Source organism: Campylobacter sp. RM16704, from assembly GCF_000816245.1.
GTDB lineage: Bacteria > Campylobacterota > Campylobacteria > Campylobacterales > Campylobacteraceae > Campylobacter_D.
Genome location: NZ_CP007769.1, coordinates 333,892 through 354,810 on the forward strand (window position 1 = coordinate 333,892; position 20,919 = coordinate 354,810).

Genomic DNA, 20,919 nt, shown 5'->3' on the forward strand with positions numbered 1-20,919 from the left:
AAATTTTTGATTTTTTTAACATATTTTTTGAAGGATAAAAATGCAAAAAAATATAAAACGAAATCTTGCTATGGATTTTTTAAGCTTTAGCTTGGAAAATCAGGAAGATTTTTTAGAAGTGATTTATAAAGATGATGATATATGGCTTAGCGTATCTTTAATGGCTAAACTATTTGAATGTTCTAGTGATAATATTTATTTACATCTTAGTAATATCTATAAAGAAAATGAGCTTGATAAAAATTCAACTTCCGAGGAAATCTCGGTAGTTCAAAAAGAAGGAAAAAGAGAAGTTAAAAGGAAGATAGCATTTTATAATCTTGATGTTATTATAAGTGTAGGGTATAGAATAAATTCTTATAAAGCCACAAAGTTTAGACAATGGGCTACAGCAATCTTAAAGCAATTTAGCATTAAAGGGTATGTGTTAGATAAAGAGCGTCTGAAAAATGGTAGTGTGATAAATAAAAACTATTTTGATGAACTCTTAGAAGAAATCAGAGAAATAAGAGCTAGCGAAAGGTTGTTTTATCAAAAGATAACAGATATTTATACAACAGCGATTGATTATGACAAAAACGATGAATTGACTAAAGAGTTTTTTGCTAGTGTGCAAAATAAACTCCATTTTGCTACACATGGACACACTGCAGCAGAGCTTATAAAACAAAGAGCAGATCATAAAAAAGAAAATATGGGACTTTATACATGGAAAAACGCCCCTGAAGGAAAAATTTTACAAAGTGATGTGGTGATTGCCAAAAATTATCTTAGTCAAGATGAGCTTTTGGAATTAAATCGTATAGTTGGTATGTATCTTGACTATGCTGAAGATAGAGCAAAGAAAAATATAGCTATGACTATGCAAGATTGGAAAGATAGATTAGATATTTTTTTAGAGTTTAACGAAAGAGAAATTTTAAAAGATAATGGCAAAATAAGTAAAAAATTAGCAGATGATTTTGCTAAGGAAGAATTTTATAAGTTTAGAGTTATTCAAGATAAAAACTACAAGTCTGATTTTGACAAGGTTATTTTAAAAGCTTTAAAGGATAAAAATGCAAAATAAAATCGATAAAATCACAGATATTCTAAGACGCGATGATGGCATAAGCGGTGCTATGCATTATAGTGAGCAGATTAGTTGGGTGCTTTTTTTGAAATTTTTAGATGATTATGAAGAAGAGTTAAAGCTAGAAGCTGAGTTAGATGAAAAGCCTTATAAGGCTATTTTGCAAGAAAAATTCAGTTGGAGAGCTTGGGCAGCACCTAAAACAAGCGAAGGAAAGCTTGATGTAAAAAATGCTTTAAGTGGAAGTGATTTGCTAAGCTTTGTAAATGATGAGCTTTTTCCATACCTAAAAAGTTTTAAAGATAATGAAAATTTCAAAAGCATAGAGTATAAGATAGGCGGAATTTTTGAATTTATAGACAACCGCATAGCTAATGGCCATACTTTAAGAGAAGTTATAAATTTAGTCGATGAGCTAAGTTTTAGCAAAGAAAGTGATGTATTTGCTTTAGGTGAGGTTTATGAGAAGCTTTTAAAAGACATGGGAAGCGATGGGGGAAATAGCGGGGAGTTTTATACCCCAAGACCTTTGGTTAGAGCCATGGTGGAGGTGCTAGACCCTAAAGCAAAAGAGAGAATTTATGATCCTGCGTGTGGGAGTTGTGGGTTTTTAGTAGAGAGTTTTTTGCATATTCTTTATGAAGATAGGGCAAAAAAGAAAAAAGCAAATTTGAGTGTGGAAGAACTTGAATTTTTACAAAATGATGCCTTGTTTGGCAAAGAAAAAACCCCGCTAAGTTATGCAATGGGCGTGATGAATATGATCTTACATGAGGTTAAGTCCCCAAATATCATCAAAACCAATACTCTAAATAAAAAAATCACAGACATAACTGAAAATGAAAAATACGAAGTGATTTTGGCAAATCCTCCTTTTGGTGGCAAAGAAAAAGATCAAATTCAAAATAACTTTCCTATAAAATCAAATGCTACTGAGCTTTTGTTCTTACAGCATATTTTAAAGTCTTTGAAAAATAACGGAAGATGTGCTATAGTAGTGCCTGAAGGAGTGCTTTTTCAAAACTCAAATGCCTTTGTGAGCGTAAAAAAAGACTTGCTAGAAAATTTTAATCTCGAATGTGTTTTAAGCTTGCCAAGTGGGGTATTTTTGCCTTATAGTGCAGTAAAAACTAATGTGCTTTTTTTCTCTAAAGGACAAAGAAGCATTTGTGGTGAAAATGATGAGAGCGTATATTACTATGAGCTCGTGCCACCTTTTAAATTGACTAAAAACAAACCTTTAGAATACACGCATTTGCAAGAATTTTTAAAATGTTATAAAGAAAGAAAAGTCACGGCTAATTCTTACTTGGTAAGTAAAAAAGAACTTGAAGAAAGAAATTATGATTTAAGTGCTAAAAATCCAAACGTAAAAGAAGAAAAAACTTTGCGTGAAGTGAGTGAAATTTTAAGCGAGTTAGAGCAAAATCAAAAACAAGCAAAAATACTTTTTGAAAAAATTCAAAAAGCACTAACTTAAGGCATCAAAATAATATCGACCAAATCATTTTCTCTTATATCATCATTTGCTATCATGAGTGCGGCTTTATGATTAAGGTTGTTGATGATAGCACTTGAACCTTGTTTTTTGCCTTTTAAATTTGCATATATTTTTCCATCTCTAAATTCCACATTACAAGCTATAAATTCTAAATGTGAACTTTTTTTCTTATAGTCAGTATTTGCAAATGCCTTAAATACATAGTCTTTTTCTTGTAAAAGCCAAGCGTTTAAAAGTTCTCTCACATATAAATTAAACATTACCATCGCTGAATATGGAAAGCCAGGCAAAGCAAAGATGAATTTATCTTCACATTTGGCTATTTTGATGTGTTTACCGGGTTTAACATTAACTTTATCTAAAATAATTTCATATTCTTTGATTGCTTGTTTTAAAAAGTCAAAATCCCCCATAGAAACTCCACCAGTGGTAACTAAAATATCACATGCGTTAAGTGCTTGTTTTAAAGTGGAATTTGTTTTTTCTTTATCATCTTTTAAAAGTGGAAAAATTCTAGCTTCAGCACCAAGTTTTTTTGCCATATTTACTATAGCTACATGATTTGATGAGCGAATTTGAGCAGGGTTTTCTAAGCTTTCTCCAAGATCTTTTATCTCACTACCGCTACTTAAAACTCCCACGATAGGCTTTATAAATACACTGATATGAAAATATCCAAGCTCGGCTAAAAGTGCTATTTCACTATAATTTATTTTTGTGCCTTTTTTTAGCAAAATTTCACCTTTTTTATAGCTTTCTCCTATTTTTCTTACGGCAAAGCCTTTGCTAACTTTTTCTTTTATGATTAAAATATTTCCCTTTACTTCTACTTTTTCTATAGGCACTAAAGTATCGCTACCTTCACTCATTAATGAACCTGTAAAGGTTTTAACACATTCTTTATCTTTTAAATTAAAACTAGGAAAAATTCCTGCTGGCACTTCTCCTATGATTTTTAAATTTTCATCTTGATCATCAAATTTTATAGCATATCCATCCATAGAAGCAGTTGGAATTTCAGGATAATTTTCTAAAGCTATTATATCTGTGGCTAAAATTCTATCTAAACACTCTGTTAAAGCTATTTTTTCTATCTTTTCATAAGAATTTATAACATTTTTTAAACTTTTTAAACCATCTTCATAAGATTGCATTTTAATCCTTTAAAATTCCAGCACCTTTAAGCTTTAAAGAGCGTTCTTTGGCATAAATTTTTTCTCCATTTATCACATCGTATTTCCAAATAGGTGCACTAGCTTTAAAATCTTCTACAAAATCATTTATAAGTTTTAATCCCAGCTTTCTTTGTTTGCTTAAAACTCCAGCAAAATAAGAACTCTCATGAATTTTAACTTCACCAATAGAATGAGCAAACATTAATATAACATTATCATTTTTTACTCTTTGACACCATTTTTCAAACCAATTTTTAAGCAAAGGCTCGTATATATCAAAGTTTAATGCACTTATGCTATCTTCGGCTCTTACTATACCGCAAAATGTTATTAAAGCTCCGCAATTTTGATTTTTGGAAAATTCATACCATTTTGCATAAATTTTATTTATATCTAAAGATCCATTATATAGTTCAAACATTTATCAACCTCCACAAACTGGCGGAAGTAAGCAGATTTTATCTCCATCTTTAAAATTTATATTTTCATCAAATACCATTTCATCATTTAAAGATATAGCACAAAGTTCTAGCCATTCTTTTAAACTTTCATCTTTTTGTAAAAATTGTTTGAGTTCTTTTAAATTTTTTATGTCAATTTCTATACTATCTTTGCTTATCGGACCTAAAAATTCAATTTTTACCACTAATTTTCCTTAAAATTATTTATTAATTTATATAATATCAAAAATCAAATAAAAAAGGTCATTAATGCAAATTAAAAATTATTTAGATAATGATTTTAAAACACCAGCTTATGTAGTAGAAGAAAATAAACTTAGAAAAAATTGTGAGCTTTTAGCTAAAGTAGGTGAGCAAAGTGGTGCAAAAATTTTACTTGCTTTAAAAGGTTTTGCTTTTTCAGGAACTATGGATATAGTAGGTGAGTATTTATCAGGATGTACTTGCAGTGGGCTTTGGGAAGCAAAATACGCAAAAGAATTTATGGATAAAGAAATTCATACTTTTTCACCTGCTTTTAAAGATGATGAAATAGATGAGATAATAAAACTTTCAAATCATTTAGTTTTTAATTCTTTTAATCAATTTAACAAATATAAAGAAAAAGCAAAAATAAAAAGCATAGGATTAAGAGTAAATCCTGAAATTTCACTAGCTCCAAAAGAAATTTATAATCCTTGTGGAAGATATTCAAGACTTGGTATCCGTGCTATTGATTTTGAAAATAAAGATTTAAGTGAAGTAAGTGGTTTGCATTTTCATGCATTATGTGAAGAAAGTGCATATTCTTTAGAGCTTGTATTAAATGCTTTTGAAGATAAATTTGAAAAATATATTAAAAAAATGAAATGGATAAATTTTGGTGGAGGCCATCATATAAGCAAAGAAGGTTATGATGTGCAAAAGCTTATAGATTTATGCAAAAGCTTTGCTGATAAATATGGGGTGCAAGTTTATCTTGAGCCAGGAGAAGCAGTTGGGTGGCAGTGTGGAACTTTAGTTGCAAGTGTGGTTGATATAGTAGAAAATGAGAAAAAAATAGCTATTTTAGATACTTCAAGTGAAGCACATATGCCAGATACTATAATAATGCCTTATACTAGTGAAGTTTTAAATGCAAGAATTTTAGCAAGTCGTGATGGGGAAAGAAATAGTGATTTAAAAGAAAATGAATTTGCTTATTTGCTCGGGGGAAATACTTGCTTAGCAGGTGATATAATGGGAGAATATGCTTTTAAAGAAAAATTAAAAATAGGCCAAAAAATAGTTTTTTTAGATCAAGCACATTATTCTATAGTTAAAAATACAACATTCAATGGTGTTGTTTTGCCAAATTTAATGTTCTTAGATAAAAATGGAAGATTAAGTATAGTTAGAGAATTTGGATATGAGAATTATTCAAAAAGAAACTAAAAGTAATATTTCTTTAAAGTTTTTTTTAAATTTATGTTTTTTAAATAAAACTTTTTTTAAAATAGAAATGGAAACTAAAAATTAATAAAACTACAACACCACTTCAGTGGATTTGTAATGTTTAGGAGTGATTGATGCATAGGGTTATGTTAGCTCTTTTAGCCTGTTTTAACTTTCTATTTGCTCAAGATATGATTGAGACAAAAAGTACTCAAATTTGGGATATTCAAAGAGTGATGAATATAGAAAGTTATCAAAATTTTGGTGCCTTGTGGACTAAATTACAAGGTGAATATATAGCAAGTGCTGTTTTGATTATACTTATAGTAGTTATTTCAGCTTTTGCATTGCATTATATGGTTATAGGACCAAAAAAATTTTCTCATGATGGAAAGAAAATTTATGCTTTTTCTGTTTTTGAAAGATTGTTTCACTTTGTAGCTGCTATTTCTTGGATTATTCTTGTACCAACTGGACTTATAATGATTTTTGGTTCATATTTTGGTGGGGGATTTTTTGTAAGAATGTGTAAAAACTTACACGGTATTGCTACTATTTTATTCATAATTTCTATTATTCCTATGTTGTTGTGTTGGATTAAAAGAATGCTTCCTGCAAGTTATGATTTAAGATGGATGATGATAGTTGGTGGTTATTTAAGTAAAGAAAAAAGACCTGTTCCAGCAGGTAAATTTAATTTTGGACAAAAATCTTGGTATTATATAGCTGTTTTTGGTGGCTTTTTGATGATAATCACCGGTGCATTTATGTTTTTCCTTGATTTTAACTCTACTTCACTTCAATCATTTTTTGGAATTTCTCATATAGATATTTTAAGAGCTTCAGCTATCATTCATAATATCTTGGGAATTTTATGTGCAGTATTTTTTGCTGTTCATATTTATATGGCTGTGTTTGCTATTAAAGGAAGTATTCATTCTATGATTAATGGCTACAAAGAAGAAGAGGAAGTTTATATTTTACATTCTTATTGGTATAAAGAATTAAGTGATAAAAAACAAATTAATCCTTCTTTTAGTTACGATTCAAAAACAAAATTTTAATTTTTCTTGATTTTTTTAAATTTTCCTTGTTATAATCTAATAAAAATATAACAAGGAAAATTAATGATACAAGATATTGATCTTTCGCGTAAATATTTTTATGAATTTTTTTCAAAAGCCTTTAATTTTATTGATGAAAATGAATTTAAAATTTGGCATAAACAAGTTTTGGTTTTAGCTCAAAGTCCTTTAGATGATAGTTTAAAGCCAGATTTTGAAAAACTCAGTGCTTGTAGTTTTACTAGTTTTAAAGAAGAACAAAATGAAGTTTTTTTTGATTTTTCTTATGTAAATGTACCTGTTAGTGCTTCTTTTTATGATGAGGGCAGAGATGATGGTAAAATGAAAATACAAGCTTGTGACATTATTAGAAAAACAAAATTTAGAAAAAGTGAAGAGTGCAAACAAAGTGAAGATGAATTTGGATTTTTATTTGCTTTTATGGCAAGTATTATAGAACATGACTTAAAAATAGCAGAGCAATTGTTTCGCTTTGTGATTAATCCAGTTATTGATGAATTTATAGAAAAACTTCAAATTCATAAAAATTCAAATCTTTATATATCCATAGCAAATATTATGAAAATTTTTTTTCAAAATGAAAGAGCTTATTTGGAAGTACAAGCACCTGCTAAAAGAGAAGGTAAAAGCATTGCAGATGAAGCTTTACAAAGACTTCCTTATCAGCCAAGACTTCCTACTAAATTTAGCAAAATAAATATAGAAGAGTTAAGTAAATTATAAAATAATATGTATTTTGTTACAAAAATACATATTATCAAAATCAACTTTTTATGAAAATAAAAATTAAATAAAATATTAAGTGAAAATATGCGAAATTTATTTTGTTTAGTATGCAAAAGTTTAGAAAAATAAACTTTTGTGAATTATTCTTTACTTTATTTCAAAGGAGAGAGCATGGAGGCTAACCAAAGAAGGGATTTTTTAAAAAAATCTTTAAAAATTGGTGCTTTAGGTGTGGTAGCTGGTGCGAGTGTTAGTGCTTTAGCTAAAGAAGACTACCAAGGACAAAATAGTGTGGTTTTGGGTAAAAGTACAAAAAAAGAGATACTTTATAAAAAAACTATGCACTGGGAAAAATATTACAAAATAGCTTATTAATAAAGAAAGGAAAGTCATGGCATTAGCAAGAAGAAATTTTCTTAAGCTTGCTGGTATTGCTAGTCTTGGAAGTGTGGCATTTGGTAGTGAAAATAAAACTATTAGAAATGCTAACACTGAAGAAATAGCAAATCCTTATCCAGATTCTAAGATTGTAAGAACAATTTGTAGTATCTGTAGTGCAGGCTGTGGAATTAAAGCAGAAGTTCAAGATGGAGTTTGGGTGCGTCAAGAAAACGCTATAGAACATCCTATTTCTCAAGGCTCACATTGCTGTAAAGGGATAGATCAAATTGATCTTACTAAATCAAAACAACGCATTAAATATCCTATGAAAAAAGAAAACGGCAAATGGGTGCGTTTAACTTGGGAACAAGCAATCAACGAAATTGGCGATAAAATGCTTGAAATTCGTAAGGAAAATGGACCAGATAGCGTAATGTTTTTAGGTTCAGCCAAATTCAATAACCAACAGGCGTATTATTTTAGAAAATTTGCAGCGTTTTGGGGTACAAATAATATAGATCACGTTGCTAGAATTTGACACAGCGCAACAGTCGCCGGTGTGGCGAATACATGGGGTTATGGCGCTATGACAAATCATTTTGGTGATGTAACTAAACATTCAAAAATGATGATTATTTTTGGTGCAAATACCGCAGTGGCAAATCCTATTGGATTTAAACATTTATTGCAAGCAAAAGATCGTAATAATGCTAAATTAGTAGTTGTAGATCCTATATTTACAAAAACTGCAGTACATGCTGATGAATATGTAAGAATTCGTCCAGGAACTGATATAGCTTTAGTTTATGGTATGCTTCATTTAATTTTTAAAAATGGATGGGAAGATAAAAAACTTATTAAAGCTAGAACTTATGGAGTTGAAGATATTAAAGCTGAAGCTGCAAAATGGACTCCAGAGATTGTAGAAGATGTTACAGGTGTTCCAGCTACTCAACTTGAAAAAATCACAAGAATGTTGGCTACTATCAAACCTGCTACACTATTTTGGTCTTTAGGTATTACTCAACATTCAGTAGGTAGTTCTAATACAAGAATTTTAGCAATCTTACAGCTTGTTCTTGGAAATATAGGCAAACCAGGAGCGGGAACAAATATCATTAGAGGTCATGATAATGTTCAAGGTGCTACTGATATGGGATGTTTAGCAGATACTTTACCAGCTTATTATGGGCTTGATGATAATGCATGGAATCATTTTGCTAATTTTTGGAATGTAGATAGAGAATATCTAAATTCAAGATTTTATTCTAAAGAATGGATGCATGAAAAAGGCTTTTCATTAGCAAAATGGTGGCAAGGTGTTTTACATGAGGAAAAAACTTATTCAAACTCACCTATCCGCGTACTTTGGGTACAAGGAACAGGTATCACTTCTATGGCACATACAGTAAAAATTCAAGAAGCACTTAAAAAACTTGATATGATCGTAATTGCCGAACCTTTTGTAAATGAAGTAGCTGTTTTAGCAGATCGTCCAGATGGAATTTATATTATTCCTGCTTCAACTCAGTTTGAAACTGAAGGTTATGTAACTGCGACTAATCGTGCTATGCAGTGGCGTTCTCAAGTAGTAAAACCAATTTATGAAAGCAAAGAAGATCATGAAATTATGTTTGCATTTGCTAAAAAATTTGGCTTTTACAAGGAATACACTCGTGGTATGAAAATGGAATTAAAAGATCATAAACTTGTACAAACAAGAGATGATAATGACGATAATTTCTTATGGCCTGATGATGCTACAAGAGAAATGAGTAATGGTCTTTTAAGTATAGGATTAAGAGGAATTTCTGCAGAGCGTTTAAGAAAACATCAGCAAAATTGGGAACATTTTGATCCTGATACTCAAAGAGGTATGGGTGGAGAAGTTAAAGGTGAATATTATGGTTTACCTTGGCCTTGCTGGGATAAACAACATCCTGGAACTTCTATTCTATGGAATGCCGATGTGCCTTATGAAGAAGGTGGTATGGGTTTTAGAAACCGCTTTGGTTTAGAACATGAAGGTCATTCCCAATTAGCTGATGATGCATTCACTCCAAAAGGATGTAAGATTAAAGGTGGATATCCACAAATTACTAAAGACAATATTGAAAAAGTATTTAACATTAGGTTAAGTGATAATGAAAAAAAATTAATGGGTTCTAGTTGGAGTACAGATATTTCAGGTATTATTTTGGAAAAATGTAGGGAAAAAAGTGCTTGTTGTTTAGGAAATGCTAGAGCTAGAATGAAAGTTTGGGAATTTGCTGATCCTATTCCATTGCATAGAGAACCTATTCACTCACCACGCTGGGATTTGGTTAAAAAATATCCTACTTGGGATGATCAAGAGAAAAACTTTAGAGTCGAGAGTAAATTTATTAGTGAGCAACAAAAAACAGATTGGAGTAAAGAGTTTCCAACGATTATTTCAAGTATGCGTTTAGTAAATTTAAGTGGTGCAGGTATGCTTGAAAGAACTAGCAAATATCTTGCAGCTATTACACCTGAAATGTTTGCTAATGTACACCCTGAACTTGCTTTAAAATATGGCATTAATGATGGTGATATGATGTGGATTCACTCTCCACAAGGGACTAAGATTAAAGTAAAATGTGTACATAATCATTCTGTAACACCTGATAGAATTTGCTTGCCTTATAACTTTGCGGGTATTATGCAAGGTGTGGATTTAAGTTATAACTATCCAGAAGGAACTAAACCTTATACTATAGGTGAAAGTTCTAACACGGTTACTAACTATGGTTTTGATATAAATACGCAAATTTCTGAGTTTAATGCAGGACTTTGCAGACTTGAAAAGGCTTAAGGGGTAAGTTATGGCTAGAATGAAATTTTATGTAGATAATAATCGTTGTATTTCTTGCTTTGCTTGTCAAGTAGCTTGTTCAAGTGCTCATGAAGTACCAGTTGGTATTAATAGAAGAAAAGTAATTACTTTAAATGATGGTATAGAAGGTAAAGAATTCTCAACAACTATAGCATGTCAGCACTGCACTGATGCACCATGTGAGCAAGTTTGCCCTGTTAAGTGTTTTTATATTAGAGCAGATGGTATTGTTTTACACGATAAAAAAACTTGTATAGGTTGTGGATATTGTCTTTATGCATGTCCATTTGGTGCTCCACAATTTCCAAGAGATGGAGCCTTTGGTATTAAAGGAGAAATGGATAAATGTACTATGTGTGCAGGTGGTCCAGAGCCTACAAATTCTCATGAAGAAAGAGAACTTTATGGACAAAATCGTATTGCAGAAGGTAAAGTACCTATGTGTGCTGCGGTTTGCTCTACAAATGCACTTTTGGTTGGTGATGCAGCCGAAGTTAGTGCGATGTATAGAAAAAGAGTTTTACTTAAAGGTCAAAATTTAGGACTTGATGTAAAATAAAACTCAAAGGGTGCTTGTAGCACCCTTTTATTATATAATTATTCAAGGTTAATTTATGGAAGAGCTAGTTTTACAAATTCAAAAAAATCTTGATGAAAATAATAAACTTCCTTGTAAAAAAGCATTGGAAATTTTAAAACAATATCCTAAAGATAAATTTCTAAAGGCTATAAAAGAACTTGAAATAAAAATTTCAGATTGTGAATTAGGTCAGTTTGGTAAGTTAAGTAAAAATATAGCAAAAAGTGAAATTTTAGAAAATTTAGAAACAAAATTAGATCAAAAACGCCGAATAAATTGTAAAGATGCTTTAAAATGTTCCAAAGATTTTAATATGGCTGATATTAGGGCTACACTTAAAACTTATAAAATTGATGTAAAGTACTGTGAACTTGGATGTTTTGAAGAAAAAAAAGGAAAAAAATTTAACATAAAAAGTAAGATTTGGATTGAAAATCCTGACGGAGAATTACTTTTTGGTAAAGGAAAAACAGATATTTTAGAATTAGTTGGAGAATGTGGAAGTATTTCTCAAGCAGCTAAACAACTAGGAATTAATTATAAAAAAGCATGGCTTTATGTACAAGATTTAGAAACTAACATGAAAGAAGAATTACTTATTGCTAAAAAAGGTAGAGGAAGTGATTCTGGTAGTAAGCTTACTCCAAGAGCTTATGAATTAATTAAAAATTTTAAAATTTTACAAGAAGATGTAGAAGAATACACTAATAAACGTTTTAAAGAATTATTTTTTAAGAAAAACCAAAAAAAAGATAAAACTTAATTTTCTTACAAGTTATAACAATATATTATTAATTTAAAAAAGGTAAAAAATGAAAATTGATTGTAGAGATTTAGCTTGTCCACGTCCTGTGATAGAAACAAAAAAGGCTTTGGAAAATTTAAAAGGAAATGAAAAATTAGAAATTCTTTTAAATTCTCAAGCTTCTAAAGAAAATGTAATAAGATTTTTAAAATCTTTAAATTTAGAATTTTATGTTAATGATTTAGATGATGAAAGTGTTGTTAGTATTGTAAAATATGGCAATATGGATCAAATTCAAGAGCAAAATTTACAAGACTATAATGTTTTATTTTTAAAAAGTGATAAGGTTGGTGAGGGTGAACTTGGAAAAAATTTAATGTTAGGTTTTTTAAAAACCTTAAAAGATTTACCCAGTAAACCTAAAAAAATTCTTTGCGTTAATGATAGTGTTTTGATTAATACTGATTGTTCTCATATGGCTTTTGAAGCTATGAAAGAGCTTGAAAATTTAGGGATTGAGATATATAGTTGCGGAGCTTGTTTAGAATTTTTTGGCAAAAGTGCAGATTTAAAAATAGGTAAAATAGGTAATGCTTATGAAATTTTAAATGAACTTTTTGGAAAGGCTAAGATTATCTCTTTATGATATATAAAGATCAAAAACTAACTCAATATGTTAAAGCTGCGGGTTGAGCTGCCAAATTAGACTCGGTGGGTCTTGACAAAATACTTGGTATTCTAAAACCGCATAAAAATATTTTAAGTAGTATTGGCAATAATGAAGATGCTAGTGTTTATAAGCTAAATGAAAATTTGGCTTTGGTGCAAACGCTTGATTTTATTACCCCAGTGGTCGATAGTGCATATCATTTTGGTGCTATAGCTGCTGCTAATGCTTTAAGTGATGTATTTGCAATGGGTGCTGAAGTGATTAATGCTTTAAATATCGTAGGTTTTGATACTTGTCATTTTGGAAATGAAATTTTACTTGAAGTTTTAGAGGGTGCTAGAGCTAAGGTTGAAGAAGCAGGAGCTGTTCTAGTGGGTGGACATACTATAGAAAATGATGAATTTATTTTTGGACTCAGTGTTACAGGTATGGTTCACCCTAATAAATTTATAACCAATAATAATGCAAAAGATGGTGATGTGATTTTACTTACTAAACCTATAGGTAGTGGTATTATTAGTACTGCTATAAAAGCAAAATTAATGGATAAAGAAAAAATTATTAAAGCATGTGAACAAATGAGCTTTTTAAATGTATATGCAAGTCGTGTATTAAGAGAATTTAAAAGCCTTAATGCATTGAGCGATGTTACAGGTTTTGGTCTTTTGGGGCATTTAAAAGAAATGCTAAATAAAAATATTATGATTGAAGTATATAAAAATGAAATTCCTTTAATGGATGGAGTCTTGTCAATGGCTAATATGGGAATTATTCCTGTAGGGGCTTATAAAAATAAAGATAGTTTAAAATCTTGGGTTGAAAATTTAAATGAAAATGATAAAGATATAGTTTTTTTTGATCCTCAAACTTCAGGAGGACTTTTAGCTGCTATGAGTGAAAAGGAAGCTAATGAAGCTATAAAAATTCTAAAAGATAAAAACATAGAAGCAAAAATTATTGCACGATGTGTAAAAAATACTCATAATTATTTATTATTACGCTAATATTTTATTCTATAATAAATAATTTTTCTTTTTATTTGTTACTTTTTTACATATATACATAAATTATAAATAAATATTATGTTCATTTTCGTAATGTTTTTTGTATCATAAAATATATTAACCATAAAATGGAGGAAAAAATGATACAAAAAGCTTTACAGTTAGCAGAAGAGCTACAAAAAAAAATAGAAAGTAATATTTCTCAAAGTGAAAAAGAATTTCACGCCAAAATGCAAAAACTTTTAAATAATCCTAAAAATAAAGTAATGTTGATTGAGTTATTAGACCGATCCTTTAGATGTAAGGATAAAAGTGCAAGTTTTGAACTCATAGAGCATACTTTAAATAAATATGGTATAGCAGATTTTTTTAGTGCTTTTGAAAAATTTTTACTTTTTTCATTTTTAAATTTTGGAAAATTTGCACCAACTCTTAGTGTGCCATTTTTCATTAAGCATTTAAGAGAAGATACAAAAGCTATGGTTTTAGATGCAAATCCTAGCGTTTTAGAGCCTCATATGCGTAAAAGAAAAGATGAAGATAAAATCACTTTAAATGTAAATTTAATTGGCGAAGAGGTTTTGGGTGAAGCTGAGAGTGCTTACAGGATGAAAAAATACGAAGAAGCATTAAAAACAAGCTATATTACTTATATTTCTATTAAGATTACTACCATTTTTTCCCAAATCAATATCATTGATTTTGAATACTCTAAAGATGAGGTGGTAAAAAGATTGGATAAATTATATGCTCTTGCACTAGAAGAAGAAAAAAAGCAAGGTGTGTCTAAATTTATCAATCTTGACATGGAAGAATTTAGAGATTTAGAATTAACCGTTGAAGCTTTTATGGAAAGTGTTGCAAAATACGATATTAAAGCAGGTATTGTTTTGCAAGCTTATTTACCTGATTCTTATGAGTATTTGAAAAAACTTTTTGCCTTTTCTAAAGAAAGAGTTTTAAAAGGTATGAAGCCTATAAAAATTCGCTTTGTTAAAGGTGCAAATATGGAAAGTGAAGAAACTATAGCTTCGCAAAGAGGTTGGGCTCTACCTACTTTTTATAAAAAAATTGACACTGATAGTAATTATAAAAAAATGCTTGATTTTGTCTTAGAAGGAGACAATTATAAGTATATTAATATAGGTATTGCAAGTCACAATTTATTTGAAATAGCTTATGCTTATACTAGAATTTCACAAGCGGGAGCTTTATCGTCTTTTACTTTTGAAATGCTTGAAGGTATGAGTTTGCAATGCTCTTATGAGCTTTCTAAAATGCATGATCTTATACTTTATGCACCAGTTTGTGATGAAGCACATTTTAACAACGCTATTGCATATTTGGTAAGAAGACTTGATGAAAATACTAGTGAAGATAATTTTATGAGATATTTTTTCAATCTTAAAATTAATGATAAAAACTGGCAGACACAAAAAGAATTATTTATAAAATCTTTAGAAGGTGTTGCTAGTTTGGATAATTCTACTCACAGAACTCAAGATAGAAATAATGAAGCAAAAGCTATAAGTTCTTATGAGAGCAAAGAATTTAAAAACGAACCTGATACTGATTTTATCTTAAAGGCAAATAGAGAGTGGGCTAAAGATATAAGAACTAAATATGAAAATTTAGAAAATTATGATGTATATCCAGTTGCAAAAGAGCAAATTAAAAATGAAAATTTACAAGTAGTGGAAGTAAAAGATAAAATCAATAATCGCACCATAGGAAAAGCATACTTAGCTGGCGAAACAGAGATTAAGTATGCTTTAGATGTGGCTAAAAATTCAAATTTTAGTGAGTTAAGTCATGATGAAATTTATAAAATTTTAGCAAAAACTGCCCAACTTGTTAGAGAACGCAGAGGTGATTTAATAGGTATAGCGGCATTAGAAGTAGGAAAAACTTTCTTAGAAATTGACCCTGAAGTTAGTGAAGCGATAGACTTTTTAGAATTTTATCCACATTCTTTAGAAAAATTAAAAGAACAAAATCCAAATACTACTTTTAAAGCAAAAGGTATAGGTGTGGTGATTGCTCCGTGGAATTTTCCAGTAGGTATTTCAGTAGGAACTATAGCAGCTCCACTTGCTGCAGGAAATAGAGTGATTTATAAACCATCATCTTTGTCTATGCTAACAGGTTATATGCTTTGTAAGTGCTTTTGGGATGCAGGAATTCCTAAAGATGCTTTGATTTTCTTACCTGCTAAAGGTAGTGATATATCAAAATATTTGCTTATTGATCAAAGCGTGAAATTTTCAGTATTAACCGGTGGAGAAGAAACAGCTTATGCAATGCTTAAAGCTAATCCAACCTTGCTTTTAAGTGCTGAAACAGGCGGTAAAAATGCAACTATTGTTTCTAAATTTGCAGATCGTGATAGTGCGATTAAAAATATCATTCATTCAGCATTTTCAAATTCAGGTCAGAAATGCTCAGCTACTTCCTTGCTTGTCTTAGAAGAAGAAGTTTATGAAGACGAAGAATTTAAAAAGACTTTAGTAGATGCTGCAAGTTCTATGGCTGTTGGAAATCCTTTTGTATTTAAAAATAAACTTGGTGCTTTAGCAGATAAACCAGATGCAAAATTACAAAAAGCTTTAGATGAGCTAGCTCCTTATGAAAGTTGGGCTTTAAAACCTAAATTTATAGATGACAATCCTTATCTTTTAACTCCAGGGATTAAATATGGTACAAAAAAAGGTGATTTTACACATATGAATGAGCTTTTTGCTCCAATTTTAACTGTAATGAAAGCAAAAGATTTAAAAGAAGCTATTGATATAGTAAATTCCACAGGTTATGGTCTGACAGCTGGATTTGAAAGTTTAGATGAGAGAGAATGGGAATATTTTCACACTCACATAGAAGCAGGAAATATCTACATAAATAAACCAACAACTGGTGCTATAGTTCTTAGACAACCTTTTGGTGGTATTAAAAAATCTGCAATCGGTTTTGGTAGAAAGGTGGGAATTTATAATTATATCACCCAATTTATGGATATAGAACAAAGTCAAGCTGATCAAAATCTTTTAGATAATGAATTAGTGTCAAATTTGAATGCTTTAAGCCTTGATTTAAATGAAAAAGATAAAGCAGATTTTGAAGTTATTAAAGCTATGGCTAGAAGTTATGCTTATCATGCAAAGCATGAATTTGCGAGTGCGAAAGATTATGTCAATATTAGAGGTGAGGATAATCTTTTCTCTTATACAAAGGTTAAAAATATTGCTTATAGAGTGCATAAAGATGATAGCTTAAAAGATATTTTAGGGGTTATTTTGGCAGCTAGCGTACTAAATATTGATCTTATTTTAAGTTATGATGAGCATGAAAAAATGGATTTAGTGCAAAAGATTAATCAAAAAATTAGCTCAAAAACTTTATTCCTTAAAGAAAATGAAGAAAATTTCCTTAGAAAAATAGCTGATTATGAAAGAATTCGTTATTTTGCTCCATTAAATGTAAACGATGAAGTTTTCAAAAAAGCAGCAAGTTGTGCAAAAATCATTGCTAATACTAAACCTTTAATGAATGGTCGCTTTGAATTACTTTTATATCATAATGAAAAAGCTTTGAGTATATCTTTCCATCGTTATGGAAATTTAGGTATTCGTGCTTTAAAATGAAAGGAGAATAAATGGAAGTAGTTCAAATTAATACACAAATTGCGATAATGTTTGTCGCATATTCAGCTTTAATGCTTTTTATAGGTTTTTATTTTTATAAGCAAAACAAAGACTCAGAAGATTATTTTTTAGGTGGTCGTTCTATGGGTCCAGTAGTTTCTGCACTCAGTGCAGGAGCTTCTGATATGAGTGGTTGGCTTTTAATGGGCTTACCGGGAGCTTTGTATGTAAGTGGTTTGGCTGAAAGTTATATTGCAATAGGTCTTAGCATAGGTGCGTTTTTAAACTGGACTTTTGTAGCAAAAAGACTTAGAATTTACACTAGTGTGATTGCAGATTCTATTACAATTCCAGATTATTTTGAAACAAGATTTGATGATGATAAGCATATTTTAAGAGTAGTTTGTGCTATTGTTATCTTGATATTTTTTACTTTTTATGTTTCTTCTGGACTTGTAGGTGGGGCAAAGCTTTTTGAAGCAACTTTTGGAATTCAATATGACTATGCACTTACTACAGGAACTGTGATTATAGTTGCATATACATTTTTAGGTGGATATAAGGCTGTTTGTTGGACGGACTTGATTCAAGGTTTATTGATGATGAGTGCTTTGATTATCGTGCCTATAGTAATGATTTATCATTTGGGTGGTTTCGATGAGGCTATGAATATAGTTAAAGAAATTAAACCAAATACTTTTTCTATGGGAGAAGGATTAAGTTTTTTGGGCATAGTTTCAGCACTTTCATGGGGACTTGGGTATTTTGGACAGCCACATATTTTGGTGCGTTTTATGTCTATAAGATCAACTAAAGACATTCCAACTGCTACTTTTGTAGGAATTTCTTGGATGATTATATCTTTAATTGGTGCTTGTTTTATAGGTATTTTAGGTATAGCTTATGTAAGTAAATTTGAACTTAGTTTACAAGATCCTGAAAAGATTTTTATCGTAATGTCTCAACTTCTTTTTAATCCTTGGATAGCAGGTATTTTATTAAGTGCGATTTTGGCTGCTATTATGAGTACAGCAAGTTCGCAACTACTTGTTTCAAGTTCAACTATAGCAGAAGATTTTTATAAAAGAATTTTCAATAAAGAAGCATCTAATAAGATGGTTATGACTCTGGGTAGATTTGGAGTTTTAGCTGTGGCTGTAATAGCTTTCATCATTTCAACTGATAAAAACTCAAGTGTTTTAAGCATAGTAGCTTATGCTTGGGCAGGATTTGGTGCAAGTTTTGGTTCAGTGATGCTTTTTTCGTTGTTTTGGTCAAAAATGACTAGATATGCTGCTATTGCAGGTATGATTACAGGTGCAGTTGTGGTAGTAGCATATAAAAATTTCTTAGCTGAGTGGCTTAATTTCCCAATTTATGAAATTATCCCTGGATTTTTAGCTGCTTCTATTGTAATTATTTTAGTAAGTTTAGTAACAAAAGTGCGTCCAGGAACTAAAGCAGCTTATGAAACTATGTTAAAACATTTGTAGTTGGATAAACTAATCTTTTTTAGATTAGTTTATCTATAATATTACTTGCCGTATTTTCTACAAAAAATTTAAGCTCTACATCTTGAATCCATGGTGTAAAAATTTTTAAAAGTTTTTCAAAAAGAGTATCGAATGAGTTTTCAATATCAAAATTATCATTAAATAGCTTTTGTAAAAAAATCAACAATTTTTCGTTTTGTAAATGTTGTTCAATTTCTTGTGGAAATATTATTTTCTCATAAAAATTGTTTAAAAACATTTTTATGGAGAAACATTCTATTATGTTATATATATTATAATCATATGATTGCATATTTATATTTATTAAATTGATCATTTTTCGATCTTGCATTAATTTATATAAACCTTGGTTTATTATATTTTTTAAATTATTTTCTTGTATATTGAAATTTGTTGCAATTTCTCTTTCCAGTAGAATGGTTAACATTGTTATTATTTCAAAATATGCAAAATCATTTTTAAAATATTCTTTTGTTTGATTGTTTATGTATTTTTTTTGTATATATGTAAAGCTATTAATATAATACTTAGATATTAAATCACTAATATTATTTGATTCATCATATGTAAAATATTTTAATCCTTTAACTAAAAGGCTATTATGTATTTTAAAAATATTTTCTAAATTATTTTGCGATATATTTTTAAATATACATAGATTTTGATTCGATTTTGTTGATATATCAATAAAATCTTTTTGATTTAAGTATAGTTTTATGTTTTTAAAAATATTTTCTAGTTCATTAAAACTAGCTTGTGTGAATGTCATAATATATTTTTCATTAATATATAATTTATTACCTGTCAGTCCTTTTTTTATTTTAAAAGATTGTAGATTTTGAAGCTCTATAGAGTATATATCTTCAAAATCTTCTTTACAAATAAAATATACTTGTGTAATAATTGCTCCATTTTTAGAACTTCCAAATAGTGTTTCATCGATTAAAATTTCTACTTCATTAGGATCTATTCCTGGGGCATAAGAATTTATTGCATTAAAAAGTTTAGGCTTTGGTATATTTGGCTTTATGTAAATTTTATCAGAGTTATTTGTAGATATAAATGTGCTTAAATTTTTCATTTTAATTAAAAAACCATGATAATAATTGTATAGGCCATCCCAAACCAACACCTATTACATAACCTATTCCATAACTACTCGTATCTGTATTTGTTGTAAGTTGGTAGTACATACCTCTAATAATTGCTATTATAAAATATATAATAATTATTTTTACTTTTAATGACATTATTTTCCTTAATTACTTAATACATTTTTCAATTAGACTTTGATCATTCATTAAATACATTATTTTTTCCTGAATATGATTAAATTCTTGAGGATGTTTTTGTAGTTCTATAGAATTCATGCCTATTATTTTTAATTCATCTTCTGTAAATTTTTTTACAATTTCTTTAGATAAACAAGAACATATTTTTCTATCCATACTTACATATTCGCATGCATTGGTTATTTGTTTTGTTATTTTTTCTTCTGTAGAAGATGAACAAGCACAAAAAACTAATACGCTAGATAGTAAAGATATTTTTTTTAACATAATCTTTCCTTTATTTGTAAAATAAAAACTTGTTATAACAAGTTGAAAACATATTTTATTAAAAATAAAATTAAAAAAAACTTACTATAACAAGTTGTAATGAAAAATATAGATAAAGATTATATTGAGAATGCTTATAAAACAATAGGTTTAAATGTTAAAAAAATTAGAGAAACAAAACACATTACTCAATTAGAATTATCATTAGCTATGGGTCATAAGTCAGTGAGTCTTGTATCTTGTGCTGAAATTTATCATAAAAAACAACATTTTAATATAGAACATCTGTTGAAAATTTCACAAATTTTAGAAGTAGATTTGATGGAATTTTTTAAAGGGATATAAAAATAAACCACATTAATTTAGACATTTCATTGATTTAATTTTTGTTTTAATTAAAAAATGTTAAGGTATAATAATTCTTTTGGAAGGTTAGCTTATCTGGTGATGGCCACTGACTTCAAATCAGATGAAAGGGTAGTTGACTATTCTTTGGGGAGTTCGATTCTCTCACCTTCTCGCCAAATTTAAGTCAAAATGG

20 protein-coding genes and 1 tRNA gene are annotated in these 20,919 nt (G+C 29.3%); 15 read left to right on the forward strand and 6 right to left on the reverse strand.

Translation table 11 applies throughout. The features are described 5' to 3' along the window. Positions 1-40 precede the first annotated feature (40 nt). Complete coding sequence (locus tag CAQ16704_RS01790) at positions 41-1,069, forward strand: virulence RhuM family protein (RefSeq protein WP_039666628.1); 1,029 nt, start codon at positions 41-43, stop codon at positions 1,067-1,069. Further along, positions 1,059-2,552, forward strand: a complete 1,494-nt coding sequence (locus tag CAQ16704_RS01795) for a class I SAM-dependent DNA methyltransferase (RefSeq protein WP_039666629.1) — start codon at positions 1,059-1,061, stop codon at positions 2,550-2,552. Before CAQ16704_RS01790 ends, CAQ16704_RS01795 begins: the two co-directional genes overlap by 11 nt. On the opposite strand, the gene CAQ16704_RS01800 is transcribed toward CAQ16704_RS01795, so the two are convergent. The 3 genes from CAQ16704_RS01800 to CAQ16704_RS01810 are packed head-to-tail and all read right to left on the reverse strand — an operon-like array spanning position 2,549 to position 4,394. Then, positions 2,549-3,727: a molybdopterin molybdotransferase MoeA gene (locus CAQ16704_RS01800; protein ID WP_039666630.1), complete on the reverse strand. Its 1,179-nt coding sequence runs from the start codon at positions 3,725-3,727 to the stop codon at positions 2,549-2,551. The two genes, CAQ16704_RS01795 and CAQ16704_RS01800, sit on opposite strands and share 4 nt — an antisense overlap. 1 nt (position 3,728) lies before the next feature. After that, complete coding sequence (locus CAQ16704_RS01805; protein WP_039666631.1) at positions 3,729-4,169, reverse strand: molybdopterin synthase catalytic subunit; 441 nt, start codon at positions 4,167-4,169, stop codon at positions 3,729-3,731. Positions 4,170-4,172: 3 nt separating this feature from the next. Further along, positions 4,173-4,394, reverse strand: a complete 222-nt coding sequence (locus CAQ16704_RS01810) for a molybdopterin synthase, small subunit (protein WP_039666632.1) — start codon at positions 4,392-4,394, stop codon at positions 4,173-4,175. A gap of 64 nt (positions 4,395-4,458) precedes the next feature. Here CAQ16704_RS01810 and nspC point away from each other — a divergent pair, with 64 nt between their 5' ends. The 11 genes from nspC (at position 4,459) to putP (ending at position 18,798) form a co-directional block, all read left to right on the forward strand. Beyond that, positions 4,459-5,622, forward strand: a complete 1,164-nt coding sequence (gene nspC / locus CAQ16704_RS01815) for a carboxynorspermidine decarboxylase (RefSeq protein WP_039666633.1) — start codon at positions 4,459-4,461, stop codon at positions 5,620-5,622. A gap of 146 nt (positions 5,623-5,768) precedes the next feature. After that, entirely contained in the window at positions 5,769-6,686 is a 918-nt protein-coding gene (locus CAQ16704_RS01820; protein WP_235361671.1) for a formate dehydrogenase subunit gamma, read from the forward strand. Between the two features lie 63 nt (positions 6,687-6,749). Next, positions 6,750-7,430, forward strand: a complete 681-nt coding sequence (locus tag CAQ16704_RS01825; protein WP_052244968.1) for a TorD/DmsD family molecular chaperone — start codon at positions 6,750-6,752, stop codon at positions 7,428-7,430. 174 nt (positions 7,431-7,604) lie between these two features. After that, complete coding sequence (locus CAQ16704_RS01830; protein ID WP_039666635.1) at positions 7,605-7,808, forward strand: twin-arginine translocation signal domain-containing protein; 204 nt, start codon at positions 7,605-7,607, stop codon at positions 7,806-7,808. Between the two features lie 16 nt (positions 7,809-7,824). Continuing rightward, complete coding sequence (locus CAQ16704_RS01840; RefSeq protein ID WP_235361614.1) at positions 7,825-10,647, forward strand: formate dehydrogenase subunit alpha; 2,823 nt, start codon at positions 7,825-7,827, stop codon at positions 10,645-10,647. A 10-nt stretch (positions 10,648-10,657) separates the two neighbouring features. Continuing rightward, entirely contained in the window at positions 10,658-11,227 is a 570-nt protein-coding gene (fdh3B, locus tag CAQ16704_RS01845; RefSeq protein ID WP_039666638.1) for a formate dehydrogenase FDH3 subunit beta, read from the forward strand. 55 nt (positions 11,228-11,282) lie between these two features. Then, on the forward strand, positions 11,283-12,011 hold the full coding sequence (locus tag CAQ16704_RS01850) for a ModE repressor domain protein (protein ID WP_039666639.1): 729 nt from the start codon (positions 11,283-11,285) through the stop codon (positions 12,009-12,011). A gap of 49 nt (positions 12,012-12,060) precedes the next feature. After that, the gene (gene yedF / locus CAQ16704_RS01855) at positions 12,061-12,639 is read left to right on the forward strand and encodes a sulfurtransferase-like selenium metabolism protein YedF (protein ID WP_039666640.1); all 579 of its coding nucleotides are present in this window, start codon (positions 12,061-12,063) and stop codon (positions 12,637-12,639) included. Beyond that, positions 12,636-13,667, forward strand: a complete 1,032-nt coding sequence (selD, locus tag CAQ16704_RS01860; protein WP_082020046.1) for a selenide, water dikinase SelD — start codon at positions 12,636-12,638, stop codon at positions 13,665-13,667. Before yedF ends, selD begins: the two co-directional genes overlap by 4 nt. 140 nt (positions 13,668-13,807) lie before the next feature. Beyond that, positions 13,808-17,305: a proline dehydrogenase / 1-pyrroline-5-carboxylate dehydrogenase gene (locus CAQ16704_RS01865; protein WP_039666641.1), complete on the forward strand. Its 3,498-nt coding sequence runs from the start codon at positions 13,808-13,810 to the stop codon at positions 17,303-17,305. 11 nt (positions 17,306-17,316) lie between these two features. Continuing rightward, positions 17,317-18,798, forward strand: coding sequence for a sodium/proline symporter PutP (gene putP, locus CAQ16704_RS01870; RefSeq protein WP_039666642.1), 1,482 nt, complete (start codon positions 17,317-17,319; stop codon positions 18,796-18,798). A 19-nt stretch (positions 18,799-18,817) separates the two neighbouring features. Here the strand turns inward: putP and CAQ16704_RS01875 are convergent, their stop codons facing one another. From CAQ16704_RS01875 to CAQ16704_RS01880, 3 genes are read right to left on the reverse strand one after another with little or no spacing between them, the layout of a single operon-like run. After that, a complete protein-coding gene (locus CAQ16704_RS01875) occupies positions 18,818-19,900 on the reverse strand; it encodes a hypothetical protein (RefSeq protein ID WP_039666643.1) in 1,083 nt (360 codons plus the stop codon). A gap of 1 nt (position 19,901) precedes the next feature. Beyond that, positions 19,902-20,069 carry a hypothetical protein gene (locus CAQ16704_RS08250; RefSeq protein ID WP_158336262.1) on the reverse strand — a complete coding sequence of 56 codons (168 nt, stop codon included), beginning with the start codon at positions 20,067-20,069 and terminating at the stop codon, positions 19,902-19,904. Between the two features lie 12 nt (positions 20,070-20,081). Beyond that, positions 20,082-20,378, reverse strand: a complete 297-nt coding sequence (locus CAQ16704_RS01880) for a hypothetical protein (protein ID WP_039666644.1) — start codon at positions 20,376-20,378, stop codon at positions 20,082-20,084. Positions 20,379-20,477: 99 nt separating this feature from the next. On the opposite strand from CAQ16704_RS01880, the gene CAQ16704_RS01885 reads away from it, so the two are divergent. Continuing rightward, the gene (locus tag CAQ16704_RS01885; protein WP_039666645.1) at positions 20,478-20,723 is read left to right on the forward strand and encodes a helix-turn-helix domain-containing protein; all 246 of its coding nucleotides are present in this window, start codon (positions 20,478-20,480) and stop codon (positions 20,721-20,723) included. Between the two features lie 81 nt (positions 20,724-20,804). After that, positions 20,805-20,902: transfer RNA gene (locus CAQ16704_RS01890), tRNA-Sec, on the forward strand. The last annotated feature ends 17 nt before the right edge of the window (positions 20,903-20,919 follow it).

Bases quoted from the DNA above. Each gene is read 5' to 3' on its own strand.
- CAQ16704_RS01790 (WP_039666628.1), top strand. From the start codon at position 41: ATGCAAAAAAATATAAAACGAAATCTTGCTATGGATTTTTTAAGCTTT.
- CAQ16704_RS01795 (WP_039666629.1), top strand. From the start codon at position 1,059: ATGCAAAATAAAATCGATAAAATCACAGATATTCTAAGACGCGATGAT.
- CAQ16704_RS01800 (WP_039666630.1), bottom strand. From the start codon at position 3,727: ATGCAATCTTATGAAGATGGTTTAAAAAGTTTAAAAAATGTTATAAAT.
- CAQ16704_RS01805 (WP_039666631.1), bottom strand. From the start codon at position 4,169: ATGTTTGAACTATATAATGGATCTTTAGATATAAATAAAATTTATGCA.
- nspC (WP_039666633.1), top strand. From the start codon at position 4,459: ATGCAAATTAAAAATTATTTAGATAATGATTTTAAAACACCAGCTTAT.
- CAQ16704_RS01820 (WP_235361671.1), top strand. From the start codon at position 5,769: ATGTTAGCTCTTTTAGCCTGTTTTAACTTTCTATTTGCTCAAGATATG.
- CAQ16704_RS01825 (WP_052244968.1), top strand. From the start codon at position 6,750: ATGATACAAGATATTGATCTTTCGCGTAAATATTTTTATGAATTTTTT.
- CAQ16704_RS01830 (WP_039666635.1), top strand. From the start codon at position 7,605: ATGGAGGCTAACCAAAGAAGGGATTTTTTAAAAAAATCTTTAAAAATT.
- fdh3B (WP_039666638.1), top strand. From the start codon at position 10,658: ATGGCTAGAATGAAATTTTATGTAGATAATAATCGTTGTATTTCTTGC.
- CAQ16704_RS01850 (WP_039666639.1), top strand. From the start codon at position 11,283: ATGGAAGAGCTAGTTTTACAAATTCAAAAAAATCTTGATGAAAATAAT.
- yedF (WP_039666640.1), top strand. From the start codon at position 12,061: ATGAAAATTGATTGTAGAGATTTAGCTTGTCCACGTCCTGTGATAGAA.
- CAQ16704_RS01865 (WP_039666641.1), top strand. From the start codon at position 13,808: ATGATACAAAAAGCTTTACAGTTAGCAGAAGAGCTACAAAAAAAAATA.
- putP (WP_039666642.1), top strand. From the start codon at position 17,317: ATGGAAGTAGTTCAAATTAATACACAAATTGCGATAATGTTTGTCGCA.
- CAQ16704_RS01875 (WP_039666643.1), bottom strand. From the start codon at position 19,900: ATGAAAAATTTAAGCACATTTATATCTACAAATAACTCTGATAAAATT.
- CAQ16704_RS08250 (WP_158336262.1), bottom strand. From the start codon at position 20,069: ATGTCATTAAAAGTAAAAATAATTATTATATATTTTATAATAGCAATT.
- CAQ16704_RS01880 (WP_039666644.1), bottom strand. From the start codon at position 20,378: ATGTTAAAAAAAATATCTTTACTATCTAGCGTATTAGTTTTTTGTGCT.
- CAQ16704_RS01885 (WP_039666645.1), top strand. From the start codon at position 20,478: ATGAAAAATATAGATAAAGATTATATTGAGAATGCTTATAAAACAATA.